The 13,833-nt window shown below is 60.2% G+C and carries 7 protein-coding genes; 5 read left to right on the top strand and 2 right to left on the bottom strand.

From position 1 onward, the window contains the following. The 3 genes from M2394_RS03500 to M2394_RS03490 are packed head-to-tail and all read left to right on the top strand — an operon-like array spanning position 1 to position 3,921. Complete coding sequence (locus M2394_RS03500; RefSeq protein ID WP_259171642.1) at positions 1–891, top strand: MaoC/PaaZ C-terminal domain-containing protein; 891 nt, start codon at positions 1–3, stop codon at positions 889–891. Beyond that, positions 888–2,186, top strand: a complete 1,299-nt coding sequence (locus tag M2394_RS03495) for an acetyl-CoA C-acetyltransferase (protein WP_259171641.1) — start codon at positions 888–890, stop codon at positions 2,184–2,186. Before M2394_RS03500 ends, M2394_RS03495 begins: the two co-directional genes overlap by 4 nt. 31 nt (positions 2,187–2,217) lie before the next feature. Further along, complete coding sequence (locus M2394_RS03490; RefSeq protein WP_259171640.1) at positions 2,218–3,921, top strand: AMP-binding protein; 1,704 nt, start codon at positions 2,218–2,220, stop codon at positions 3,919–3,921. A gap of 49 nt (positions 3,922–3,970) precedes the next feature. On the opposite strand, the gene M2394_RS03485 is transcribed toward M2394_RS03490, so the two are convergent. After that, positions 3,971–8,782, bottom strand: a complete 4,812-nt coding sequence (locus M2394_RS03485) for a dermonecrotic toxin domain-containing protein (protein ID WP_259171639.1) — start codon at positions 8,780–8,782, stop codon at positions 3,971–3,973. A gap of 145 nt (positions 8,783–8,927) precedes the next feature. Beyond that, a complete protein-coding gene (locus M2394_RS03480) occupies positions 8,928–10,043 on the bottom strand; it encodes a Gfo/Idh/MocA family protein (RefSeq protein ID WP_259171638.1) in 1,116 nt (371 codons plus the stop codon). A gap of 306 nt (positions 10,044–10,349) precedes the next feature. Here M2394_RS03480 and M2394_RS03475 point away from each other — a divergent pair, with 306 nt between their 5' ends. Then, positions 10,350–11,390 (top strand): YCF48-related protein, encoded by a 1,041-nt coding sequence (locus M2394_RS03475; protein ID WP_178922493.1) that lies wholly within the window; start codon positions 10,350–10,352, stop codon positions 11,388–11,390. A gap of 15 nt (positions 11,391–11,405) precedes the next feature. Next, positions 11,406–13,781, top strand: a complete 2,376-nt coding sequence (locus M2394_RS03470; RefSeq protein WP_178922452.1) for an RND family transporter — start codon at positions 11,406–11,408, stop codon at positions 13,779–13,781. Positions 13,782–13,833: the final 52 nt, after the last annotated feature.

Genomic DNA, 13,833 nt, shown 5'->3' with positions numbered 1-13,833 from the left:
ATGGACTACGTGACCCAGATCATCGACCCACCGCCGTCGCGAACGCGCTTGCTGCTTGATGGTGTACGCGCCCTGCGCAAGCCCAAGCTCGACGGCGAACCGGTATTGCCCAGGGAACGTCTGGTGCGTTCGGCGGTGGAGCTGTCGCCCAGCGGTATCGCGGCCTACGGCCGTGCGTGCGGGTTTCGCCGCGAGCAGGGCGTGCCGCTGTCCTATCCCCATGTGCTGGCGTTCCCGCTGCACCTGATGCTGCTCACTCGCCCGAGCTTTCCGTACCCGGCCAGCGGCATGGTGCACCTGGCCAATCGGATTCGGCAGCACCAGCGTTTGCACGAAGGCCAGACGTTGCGCCTGGAGGTGTATTGCGAGCGCTGGGTTGCCCATCCGAAGGGGCAGGCATTGAGCATCGCCACCCGAGCCTACGGCGCTGACGCCTTGGTGTGGGAAAGCGACAGCCTGTACCTGCGCCGTGACGTCAAGGCGCCGGTCGGCGAACCGTGGGACGACGTGTTGCCGTTGCAGGAGGAGGGCCTGTTGCGCACCCAGCGCTGGGTGCTGCCGGCCGACCTGGGCCGGCGCTTTGCCAAGGTGTCGGGGGATTTTAACCCGATCCACACCTCGGTGATCGGCGCGAAGATCTTCGGCTTTCGCCGCGCCATCGCCCACGGCATGTGGACCCTGGGCCGCGCACTCGCCGCCCAGCAACCCCCCGGCGGGCTGGAGCAGGCCGAGGCCCATTGCGACTTCAAGCTGCCGATCTTCCTGCCCGGCCAGGTGGCGCTCTGGAGCCGCCCCGTGACGGGCCCGCGCCGCGAGTTCGAAGTGCGCAATTTTGCTGGCGACAAACCCCATATGCGCGGCCTCTTTATCTGGAATGAGACCTGTCGATGAGTGACTACAGCTTCAACCCGGCCCCGGTGCGTCGCGTCGCGATTATCGGCGGCAACCGTATTCCCTTTGCCCGCTCCAACACGGTGTATGCGAACGACAGCAACCAGGATTTACTGGTGGCGGCCCTGCAGGGCTTAATCGACCGCTACAACCTGCACGGCCAGCGCCTGGGGGAGTTTGCCGCGGGTGCGGTGATCAAACACTCGCGGGATTTCAACCTGGCGCGAGAATCCCTGCTGTCGACCACCTTGTCTCCCGATACACCCGCCTACGATGTGCAACAAGCCTGCGGCACGGGGTTGGAAGCCGCGTTGCTGGTGGCCAACAAAATCGCCCTGGGCCAGATCGACGTGGGCATCGCCGGCGGTTCCGATACCACCTCCGATGCACCCATCGGAATCAACGAATCCCTGCGCTATACGTTGCTGTCGGCCAACCGTGCCAAGGGCATGGGCGACAAGTTGAAGGCACTGCTGAAGGTGCGTCCCGGGATGTTTTTCAAACCGCTGCTGCCGCGCAACGGTGAGCCACGTACCGGCCTGTCCATGGGCGAGCACTGCGAAGAAATGGCCAAGCGCTGGAAAATCAAGCGCCTGGCCCAGGATGAGCTGACCCTCACCAGCCACCAACGCCTGGCAGCGGCCTACGCCCGGGGTTTCTTTGATGACTTGATCAGCCCCCATCGCGGCCTGGCCCGTGACAATAACCTGCGTGCCGACGCCAGCCTGGAAAAGCTCGCCGGCTTGTCCCCGGCCTATGACCGGCAGAACGGCACGCTCACTGCGGGCAATTCCACGCCGCTGACCGATGGCGCGTCAGTGGTGCTGTTGGCCAGCGAAGAGTGGGCGGCCGAGAACGGCTGGCCGGTGCTGGCCTACCTGCGCACGGGCGAAACGGCGGCAGTGAACTTCGTCGACGGCACCGAAGGCCTGTTAATGGCCCCGGCCTATGCGGTGCCGCGCATGCTCAAGCGCGAAGGCCTGAGCTTTGCGGATTTTGATTTCTTCGAGATCCATGAAGCGTTTGCCGCGCAGGTGCTGTGCACGCTCAAGGCCTGGGAAGACGCCGATTATTGCCGGGAGCGTCTAGGCTTGGACGCACCCCTGGGCGCTATCGAGCGCAGCAAGATGAACGTCAACGGGGGCTCGCTCGGTTGCGGCCATCCCTTTGCTGCCACCGGTGGCCGGCAATTGGCTGCCTTGGCCAAGACCATCCACGAGAACGGCGGTGGCCGTGGCCTGATTTCAATTTGCGCGGCCGGCGGCTTGGGCATTACCGCCATCGTCGAAAAGTAGCTCTATCAAAAACAACAACAAGGAGACTGCCATGAACGCTGTAAGCCTGGTACAAACCGAACGGATCTGGTTGAACGCTTACTTGCCAGGCGTTCCGGCCGACATTGATGCCGGTATCGAGGACTACCCGTCGTTGCGCGAGGTGTTCCTGGAGCACCTGGAGAAGTTTCGCGAGCGGGTCGCCTACGTCAGCATCGGCACCGAAATGACCTACGCCGACTGGAAAGTGCAGGGCGTTGCCTTTGCTGCCTGGCTGCAGGGCCAGGGCGTGAAGAAGGGCGACCGTGTGGCGTTGATGATGCCCAACTGCTTGCAGTACCCAATCTGCCTGTTGGGCACGATCATGGCCGGTGCGGTGGTGGTCAACGTCAACCCGTTGTACACCGCCCATGAGCTCAAGCATTTGCTCAAGGACAGCGGTGCCGAAACGGTGGTGATCTTCGAGAACTTCGCGCACACCCTGGAAAAAGTCGTGGCCGGCAGCAGCGTCAAGCGCGTGGTGGTGGCGGCTATCGGCGACTTGCTGGGCACCTTCAAGGGCGCGGCGATGAACTTCATCCTGCGCCGGGTGCAAAAGCAGGTGCCGGCCTTCAACCTGCGCGGTTCGGTGCGCTTCAATCAGGTACTGAAAGAGGGGCGCGCGCTCAACCATTTTCCGGTGGCCATGGCCCTGGATGACCTGGCCTTCTTGCAATACACCGGCGGCACCACCGGCGATGCCAAGGGAGTGATGCTCAGCCACCGCAACATCATCGCCAACCTGCTGCAAGCCAAGGCCTGGGTCGGTGACCAACTGGACCAGGACCAGCAGGAAACCAACGTCACCTTACTGCCGCTGTACCACATCTTTTCCCTGACGGTGAATTGCCTGATGTTCATGTGCCTGGGCGGGCGCAACATCCTGATCGCCAATCCGCGAGACGTGAAGCGCGTACAGATGATCCTGCGCAAGGAACGCTTCAACGGCATCGCCGGGGTCAACACCTTGTTCAACGGGCTGCTGGAAAACAAGGAATTCTGTGCGCGGGACTTTTCGGCGTTGCGCATGGTCATCGCGGGCGGCATGGCGACCCACACGGCAGTGGCCAAGCGTTGGAAGGAAGTCACCGGGTTGCCGATCATCGAAGGCTACGGCCTCACCGAGTGCTCGCCGGTGGTGAGCATCAGCCCGATCAACATTGCGCGCATGCGCGAGATGGAATTCACCGGCAGCATTGGCGTGCCCTTGCCGTCGACCTGGGTGCGCTTTGTGCGCGAGGACGGCGAACTGGCCGAGATTGGCGAACAGGGCGAGCTGCAAGTGCGTGGCCCGCAGGTGATGCAGGGCTACTGGAAACGCCCGGAAGCCACCGCCGAGGTGCTGGATGCCGAGGGCTGGTTGTCCACGGGGGATATCGGGGTGATGGACGAGCGCGGGTTCATCCGCCTGGTGGACCGCAAGAAGGACATGATCCTGGTCTCCGGTTTCAACGTGTACCCCAACGAGATCGAAGACGTGGTGGCGTTGCACCCGGGGGTGGGTGAAGTGGCGGCGATTGGCGTGGAAGATGCGGTGACCGGCGAGAAGGTCAAGATTATCGTGGTGCGCAAGGACCCGAACCTGACCCAGGAACAGATCCTCGCCCATTGTCGGGAATACCTGACAGGGTACAAGTTGCCCAAGTATGTGGAGTTTCGCACGACCGAGTTGCCCAAGACGACCGTGGGCAAGGTGTTGAGAAGAGCCCTGCGCTGATAGACCGCGTCAATGTCTCGAGAGATTGACGCGGCGTTGCCCACGGGTATCAGTCCCTATAAAAGAACAACCTGTGGGCCATGGCGGATGGGATTTTGCTTCGCCAGACGGCGATCACCTTGGCGCTGTTGTTCCGGTATTGCGCCAACTGTGCCTTGAACCCGATATTACGTTGATCGGCGCGTTTCAAATGCCCACTGGTATAGGCGGTTTTTGCAACCGTCAAGCTGGTGTAGTGAAAGTGGGCATACCACAGCACGTATCCGGTATCGCTGTCGCGGATTGCATATTCGCTGAGAAAGTCTTTGGCGTTTGTCGGTTCGCGTTCCTTTACCAGCCCGATGTTCACCGCTTTTTCGTGCCACAAATAGTCCACGATAGCCACCGTAGGCGCCTGCTTTTTGTAGCCCGTGATGCGGTATTGCTTGCCGGCAGCCTTCATTTGCACTGCTAGGGTTCGCCATTGATTGGCCGTAAGGGTCGTTTGATTGGAGGGGGCGGTGTGTTCCAGTTCTGTGGCCAGCGCCTCAAGCTTATCTGCCTCTGTCGTCAGCATGAATTCCCAATCTTTCGGCACCTTTTCGTCCCGCAGGATTTCGTCACGGTCCATTTGATTGAGTTCACGCTGTATCGTGCTTTCAATGCTCTCGCGCTTGGCTGCGACATCCTGTGCTGCGCTGGTGATTGCCCTGGCCGAACGAGCCAGTCTGGGCGGCGGCGTTTGAGTCGGGCCCTCTTCGATTTCCACGTAAACACCTTCTTCGGCATGTTCGTGGAATCGCTCGATCACTTCGCCGTTGGAGGGGTCGACAATTTCGATGAGTTGCGCGGTATCTCCTGGTGCAGCCTCTCGCAGATCGCCGACCAACGTGCCGCGGCTGCGCGTTTTGAATACCCGCTTGGTGGCGGGCTTTTGCCTGATGGCTTTGGGCGGTTGGTAGATAACCTTGTCTTCTTCGCTGTCTATGATCAGTGTTTTCAGGTCATTTTCGGCGCTTGCTCGGCCTTGCGTGATGTTGTCCAGAAAATCATCCAGGTACTGCGTACGAATGCAGGTCGGGTTCAGCCGCTTGAGGTTCTGCCCAATATGCTCGGCAGCGGTATAGCGGTCCACGACGGACCCGAGCACATCGATTCGCTCGGTCGTGCTGTAGCCGCGGCTGGTGGTCATCTCTATGTGAGCCGAAATGGTCGGGCGTAAGCGTATTTGCTCAAATAGATGGAAGAACAACGCTTCGATACTGTTTTGTGCGAGAGGAACACTGCGGTCAAGGCTGAGTTCTTGAACAATATCGATGCCCATTAAGCGTGTATTGTCCGGCAGATATTTTTCCGGCTGCGATAGCCGTGCAACCAGGTCGTCCCGGAAGCTCTTGCCGAAGGCTGATGCTCGGGCCATCTCGTCGAGGAGTTGTTCCTGGATGATTGACACGGCAACGATTTGATCATGGTAGGCGCGTGAGGTTTTCAGATCTTCCATCAACGCCTTGTAGTCTTCAGGCTCTCCCTGTTCGAGTTTGTCGTAAGCGATCGTGAATCGTTGTGTTGCGCTCATTCCACGACTGAACACCCCCGAACCCAGGCCGAAATGGGCCAGTTGGGTTCGCAGCGTGTCTTGCTGATCCCACAGGGCAAAAAAGTGAGTCGTGTGCTCGCGGTCATTGTTGGTTTGATGGTCGACAGCCTTGATGTCGTTAATCACGCTGATGACGTCCCTGTACGCCTGGGTCGCCTTGGCCGACTTCTCCCGGTAATCGATCAGGCTGATGCTGTAGAACGATCGCTGTTCCTGTGTCCTGTTCAGCTCCAACTGATAAGTGGGCGCTATCCGGGATTTCTGCTCAGTGGTTGCCGCATTCCAGATCGCCCAAGTACGCGTCAGCTTGCCGTTTTGTGTGGTGTATTGGGTTCTCGCGGTGTTTAAGGTGGCCAACGCGACAGTTTCATCGGTCACGCATTGCACAAGTGTTTGTTGCAGCTCGGCCTTACGGCTATTCAGCGCAGCGACCCTTTCGGCGTTGGCCTTACGCGCCTCGGCCACGCGGTTCTTTCGTCCACCGCCTATCAGTCGCAACCCTTCGTCGAGCGTCCAGTGCCCTTGGCCGTCGGTCCTAAGCTTGATCCCCGGGCGGTCAGGGTGCTCAGGGTGAACCACATACGCCTCGCCAAAACCGGGCACCACACTGACTTGAAACAGCCGGCCCCTGACGCTGGCGTGCCAGGTTGCGCCGATACGGTAAAGGCCTTTGAACGGACCGGTTGCTGTCGGCGGGGGTGGGTTTTCGGGCCAGTTGACGCGTATCTTGAGCAGCTGCTCAAACAGCCGCGCGCGTGAGGCTTCGCGGGCGGTGGACAGGTTGAAGTCAATCAGCGTGTGACCACTGCCGGGTGGCTGTGAAGGCAGGCCGACAGAGCCTTGCCGAACACGGGGTGGCGTGGCCTGCTGCGTTTGCGAGGTGCGGCGCAGGGGGGCAAGTGCCACCGGGCGTTGTCGGGTCTCACTCAGAGGGCGACTCGTTACGCTCGCGCCGGCATGTACCAACACCAGGCCGAGATTCAATAAAAGGTCGACCCATGCGAGTTCCCGCGCTTGCGGATCACTGCTTTCCAACGCCGGAATATCCTGCGCCAGCCCTGAGGCGATTTGCAGCATCCAACCCACCAGCATGGCGGGGCCCCTCAATAAAGGCAGCAGCAACGTATTGAACAGTAGGCCGGCGCCTTCCAGGAGGCTGGCCCAGCGGCTTTCGCGGTTGGACACCGATTGGCGGTCAGCCACTTCAACCAAGGTCCTGGCGTAGCTGCCGAACAGATACTGCATCAGGTTTCCCCTGCTCAGCGATTGCAACACCTCGGGCTGCGTCCCGCATTTTGCCAAGGTCACAGGCTCGGGGATTTCCGGGGTATCGAACTCCATGCCGATGCCGATTCGCACGTAATGGGGTTGCTGAAACCCGCCGTTGTCGTACACCGCCCGGGCACCGTCCGATAGCCACGTCAGCGCGCTTGCCTGCAGTGCTCCGGGTAAGGCGATGGCTTGCATCAACGCCTCGCGGGTGCTGAATTGCATGAGTACCGGTAAATACTGTGGGCGATAGAGAATCACCGGGCCGGTGGTACAGCCTTGCTCTTCGATCAAGAACATATCGGTCACGTGATCGGGCGCCGCGCCTGGCTTTCTCAAGAACCCCAGCGTGTGGATGACGATGTCTTTGTCGTCCACTCTACGGTCCGCCGCCGTGCTTTTGACCACCGCCGCCACCCTTCGATAACCTTCCCATGTCATCCCCGACTGCTGCCTTACGGCCAACTCCAGCGCGGTCATCGGCAAGTGAACGCGCAGCTGTTGGGCAAACAGGTTTTCGCGCTCACGCGACTCCTTTTCGTCGTTAAAAAATAGACGTTCAAGCAAGGCCGGGTAGACCGCTCCGATGTCAGCCCGAGTAACCAGGCCTTCGACATACTCGGGCGTGAGCCACGTAGCGAGTGCCTGGCCGTCCAGACTGCGCAGGGTCAGGCGACCGTTGGGTTTTCCTGACAGATTTTTCAGTGCCAGGTCCGTCAGCGTCATCCTCACGTGTTCGATGTAGCTGCTACCGATGTCTCCCACCGGTACCGCATAGGTCAGCTCCAACGCGTCAACGTTGTAGGTTGGCCCGGCGGGGTGATCCGCAACCATCAACGCCTGCAGCGTTTTGGCCGCAAAGGAACGAAGCCCGTCAATGCCCTCGAGGAAGCTGCGACCGTGGGTGCGCTTCTTGATGTTGGCTAATTCCACCAGATGACGGGAGTACGCACTGCGTTCGGCGGGTGTACCTTGCGCAAGCCAGTCGGGTAACGCCGCTTGCAGTTGGGTGAATGGCAGCGATGCACCGATAGGTACATTGAGTAATAGCGGGGCGGGGTCCATGACTCGGTCGTAAAGCGCCTCCAGTGCCTCTATGCCAACCTTGGCCGGCAGGTGCAGGGCTGCCAGGTTTTCAAGTTGCTGATTTAAAATCAGTGCTGCTTGGGTGTCGAAAATATTGCCGTCAGGTTCGAAGCGTTTCCACACGATCTGTTCAGCTTGATAGCGGCTTTTTATGGCGTTCGACCAGGCGCCGCCGAATGCATCGACGGTCGGGTAGGTACGGATGTTGCCTGATACGCCGCAAGAAACTACGCAGGTGCCTTGGACGAGCAGCAATTCGCTTGCCTGAACGCTGACCCGCAGATCGCCCTGAATAAGCGTGGTTTCCAGGGTGTACGCATGAATGGTTTCACCCGATAGGTTGAGCGTGCCGCGCTCGCGATTGTCGGGGTAATCCAGCACGTTGTTGAGGAGTTGCAGGTGTTCGTCGGTCAGGTCACTGCTGCGCTGGACGCTGTTGCGCAATGAGGTGCGCAGCAGGTCGCCCATCCACTGCCAGCGACTGATTCCTGTGCTGCCGTTTTGTTGCCAGAAGTCCGCCAGCGCGCTCTGCAATTCAATGAATAGAACGACGGGGAGTTCGTTGATCAGCGCGGCGATCACGTGGATGTCGATTGGCTCGTTGTTGACGGTGATGCGTTTTTGCGGTGTGCCGCTGTTGCACAGGTAATACTCAGACGCGTGCTTGTCCGAGAAATCGGCGGGCACACCGGTTGCCAGAAAATCAAGGGCAACGTCGATCAAAGGTTTGAGGTTCCAGGCTCCAGGGCGGCTGGGTTCCGCCACGCGCAAGGTGGCAGTGTCTACTGGCAGGGCCGGGAATTTTTCCTGAATACTCTCGTGCAACCGCTGGGACACGACTGAGCGAAGCGTCGGTCGCGCGGTGAATTGGGTATTGACCGCTTGGGCCAGTACCTTGCTCCAAGGGAGCGGGGAGGAAATGGTAGCCACAGGTTTAGTCCTTCTGAGGGAGGTGTTCAGGCCATGCCTGATCGCACCCTCAGAAAACCCTATGTTCGTACCCTGGAGGCGGTACTGGAGTAGTTCGTCTTGCCGGCGCACTCAAATGCTTTCAAGTGCGCCAAAGCAAGCGCGTTTAGAGCGAGTCCACGCTGACCCAGCGCTCTTCCTTCGCGGCGACACGAATCGCCGTCGCCAATCGCTCCACCGCCCAGGCGACTTCAAAGTCAGTGCCATCCCTGCCTTGCCCCGCCAGCGCCATGATCAATTCCTGAACCTCCAGGGTCTTCAACTCGTTGTAACCCAACTGATGCCCCGCCGCCGGGCTGAACGCCGCGTAGCCGGGCAGGGCGGGACCGGCGAGCAGGCGCTGGAAGCCGTCTTGGCCGACACGGCACAGGCGCAGTTCATTCAAGCGCTCCTGATCGAAGGCCAAGGTGCCCCGGGTGCCGCTGATCTCGAAACTCAGGTGGTTCTTGTAGCCATGCTTGAGCCAACTGCTGCTCACCGTGCCGCGGGCGCCATTGGCGAAGCGCAGCAAGGCGTGCACTTGGTCGTCCACGGCGATGGACTTAAGCTCGGCGCTGCCTTTAACGGCCGGGCGTTGGGCATGCACGGTTTGTGTATCGGCGCACACGCTGACCACATCTCCCACCAGGTAACGCGCCATCGACAGTAAGTGGCTGCCCAAGTCTGCAAGAGCGCCGCCGGCGTGTCCGACTTCGCAACGCCACGACCAAGGTGAGGCCGGGTCGGCCATGAAGTCTTCGCTGAACTCACCCTGGAAGCTGATGATTTCGCCCAGGTCGCCGTTGGCGATCATTTGCTTGGCCAATACGATCATCGGGTTGTGCTGATAGTTGTAACCCACCCGCGTGACCACCCCGGCTGCGCTGGCGGCGCGGCGCATGGCGTCGGCTTGTTCCAGGCTGACGGCCAGGGGTTTTTCGCAGTACACCGCTTTGCCCGCGGCAATGGCGGCCATGGCCATGGGGTAGTGCAAATGGTTGGGCGTGGTAATGGCCACGACGTCTACAGTAGGGTCGTTGACCAACGCTTGCCAGTCGCCATGGGCCTGGGCAAACCCCCAGGCTGTGGCGCAGCGCTGGGCGCGCTCGGTGTCGGCATCGGCCAGGGCGGCCAGCCTGAGGGATACTGGCAGTTCGAACACCGCCCGGGCGTTGTTGAACGCCAACGCATGGGCGCGGCCCATGAAGCCTGTACCGATCAGGCCGATTCCGAGTTCACGCATAGCCGTGGTCCTTTGAATTATTGTTTTCAAGAACGCTATTAATGGAATAAAAATTCCCATAATTCAATAGATAGAATAAAAATTCATTTGCGTTCGCTGATCAGCGTGACGAATGCCGCTATATTCAGCTGCGGATGAATTGCCATCAGTTAACAAAAGATAACGTAGCGCCGATTGTCAGACGATTCCAAAGCCCGATAGGATGGCCGCAGCTTCCTCCAGGCGCTCTAGGTTGCAGGTTTCACGGCCCAGGAAGGCAGGCAATAACAATAATAAATGGGAGAAAGGTCTATGAGTGAGCCTGTCATGGGTTGGGTTGTTTGCCGCCCACGCGCCGCACGCAGGGTTGCGTTGCTGGCCACAGCGCTCTCGCTGCTTGGCGCCGTCGCGTTGCCGACCGCCGTCCAGGCCGCCAGCGATACCCCCGCCGCAGCTGTGTTTGCGATTGAATCCCCCAAGGCCGCCAAGGGCCTGATGATCGACGTGGTCCACGCAGGCAAGCGCCTGGTGGCGGTCGGTGATCGCGGGCATATCCTCTATTCCGATGACCAGGGCGCAACCTGGACCCAAGCCAAGGTGCCCACCCGCCAACTGCTCACCGCCGTGTTTTTTGTCGATGACAAACAAGGCTGGGCCGTGGGCCATGATGCGCAAATCCTTGCCAGCACCGACGGCGGCGCCACCTGGACCCAGCAATACCAAGACCTCAAGCGCGAAGCCCCCTTGCTCGATATCTGGTTCAACGACGCCAGCCACGGCCTGGCCGTGGGTGCCTATGGCGCGTTGATCGAAACCACCGACGGCGGCAAAACCTGGGAAGACGTCAGCGACCGCCTCGACAACGAAGACCAGTTCCACCTCAACGCCATCGCTCACATCAAGGACGCCGGCCTGTTTATCGTGGGCGAGCAGGGCAGCATGTTCCGCTCCCGCGACGACGGCCAGACCTGGGAAAAACTCGAAGGCCCCTACGAGGGCTCGTTGTTTGGCGTGATCGGCACGGCGCAAGCGCAAACCCTGCTGGCGTATGGCTTGCGCGGCAACCTCTACCGTTCCACGGATTTCGGCAGCACCTGGGAGCAAGTTGAGCTGAACGCGGCGCGGGGAGCGCTGGAGTTTGGCTTGTCGGGCGCCACGTTGTTGGATGACGGCGCCATTGTCGTCGTCGGCAACGGCGGCAGTGTGGTGGTCAGCCACGACGACGGGGTGACGTTCAGCGTGTTCAACCGGCCGGACCGCATTTCACTTTCGTCCGTTACGGCGGCAGGCAATGGCAACTTGATTCTGGCCGGGCAGGGTGGCGTTCGCGTGGCCACGCCGACCGGCGCCGAACCGACAAAACAATAAGAAGGCGGGGAAAGAATGAGCAGTCATCACAACGATAAAGCGACCTTTCTTGAGCGCCTGATCTTCAACAACCGCCCGGCAGTGATCGTCATCTGCCTGCTGGTGAGTATCTTTCTGTTCTGGCAGGCGACGTTGATTCGCCCGTCCACCAGCTTTGAAAAGATGATCCCCCTCAAGCACCCCTTCATCGAGAAGATGATGGAGCACCGCAATGACCTGGCGAACCTGGGCAACACCGTGCGCATCTCGGTGGAGGCCAAGGACGGCGACATCTTCACCAAGGAGTACATGGAGACCCTGCGTCAGATCAACGACGAGGTGTTCTACATCAACGGCGTCGACCGCTCGGGTCTCAAGTCACTGTGGAGCCCCAGCGTGCGCTGGACCGAAGTGACGGAGGAAGGCTTCGCGGGTGGCGAGGTGATCCCGCAGAGCTACAACGGTTCGCCGGAAAGCCTCGATCAACTGCGCAACAACGTGCTTAAGTCCGGCCAGGTCGGGCGCCTGGTGGCCAACGACTTCAAGTCGAGCATCGTCGATATCCCACTGCTGGAGTCCTACCCGGACCCGCAGGACCAGGGCAAGTTGCTCGCCCTGGACTATCAGAAGTTTTCCCACGAGCTTGAGGACAAGATCCGCACCAAGTTCCAGGAACAGAACCCCAACGTACAGATCCACATCGTCGGTTTTGCCAAGAAAGTCGGCGACCTGATCGATGGCCTGATCATGGTGGTGCTGTTTTTTGGCGTTGCTTTCGTGATCACCCTGGTGCTGCTGTACTGGTTCACCTGGTGCATCCGCAGCACCATCGCTGTATTGATCACCACACTGGTGGCGGTGGTCTGGCAGTTGGGGCTGATGCACGCTGCCGGTTTCGGGCTGGACCCGTACTCGATGCTGGTGCCGTTCCTGATCTTCGCCATCGGTATCTCCCACGGCGTGCAGAAGATCAACGGTATCGCCCTGCAATCCAGTGACGCCGATAACGCGTTGACGGCTGCGCGGCGCACATTCCGCCAGTTGTTCCTGCCCGGGATGATCGCGATCCTGGCCGATGCCGTGGGTTTTATCACCCTGCTGATCATCGACATCGGCGTGATCCGCGAACTGGCCATCGGCGCCTCCATCGGTGTGGCGGTGATTGTGTTCACCAACCTGATCCTGCTGCCAGTGGCGATTTCCTACGTCGGCATCAGCAAACGCGCCATCGAGCGCAGCAAGAAGGACGCACACCGCGAACACGGCTTCTGGCGCCTGTTGTCGAAGTTTGCCAGCCCGAAAGTCGCCCCGGTCTCGATCTTCCTGGCCCTGATCGCTTTCGGCGGCGGCCTCTGGTACAGCCAGAACCTCAAGATCGGCGACCTCGACCAGGGCGCGCCGGAACTGCGCCCGGACTCGCGCTACAACAAGGACAACAACTTCATCATCAGCAACTACTCCACCAGTTCCGACGTGCTGGTGGTGATGGTCAAGACCAAGGCTGAAGGCTGCTCGCGCTATGAGGCCATGGCGCCCATCGATCAGTTGATGTGGAAGATGCAGAACACCGAGGGTGTGCAGTCGGCCATCTCGCTGGTGACCGTGTCCAAGCAGATGATCAAGGGCATGAACGAGGGCAACCTGAAATGGGAAACCCTGTCGCGCAACCCTGATGTGCTGAACAACTCCATCGCTCGCGCTGACGGCCTTTACAACAACAATTGTTCGCTGGCGCCGGTGCTGGTGTTCCTCAACGACCACAAGGCCGAAACCCTCGACCGCGCGGTGCACGCGGTGCAGGACTTCGCCAAGGAGAACAACAAGGACGGCCTGGAATTCATCCTGGCTGCCGGCAACGCCGGGATTGAAGCGGCCACCAACGAGGTGATCAAGGAATCGGAACTGACCATCCTGATCCTGGTGTACCTGTGTGTAGCCACCATGTGCATGATCACCTTCCGTTCCTGGGCGGCCACCCTGTGCATCGTGCTGCCATTGGTGCTGACCTCGGTGCTGGGCAACGCACTGATGGCGTTCATGGGCATCGGCGTCAAGGTGGCGACCTTGCCGGTGGTGGCCCTGGGCGTAGGGATTGGCGTGGACTACGGCATCTACATCTACAGTCGCCTGGAAAGCTTCCTGCGTGCCGGTCTGCCGCTGCAAGAAGCGTACTACCAGACGCTCAAGTCCACCGGTAAAGCCGTATTGTTCACGGGCCTGTGCCTGGCGATCGGCGTGTGCACCTGGATCTTCTCGGCCATCAAGTTCCAGGCTGACATGGGCCTGATGCTGACCTTCATGTTGCTGTGGAACATGTTCGGTGCGCTGTGGCTGCTGCCGGCACTGGCGCGGTTCCTGATCAAGCCGGAGAAGTTGGCGGGGCAGAAGGGCAATTCGCTCTTCGCGCACTGATCGATTTAGACCATTGCCGCAAGGCACGGCGGGGGAATTGACCTATCATGTG

This window comes from Pseudomonas sp. BIGb0164 (assembly GCF_024810135.1).
Taxonomy (GTDB): domain Bacteria; phylum Pseudomonadota; class Gammaproteobacteria; order Pseudomonadales; family Pseudomonadaceae; genus Aquipseudomonas.
Note: the sequence above shows the minus strand (reverse complement) of the source record. Positions and strands in the feature narration are given on the sequence as shown.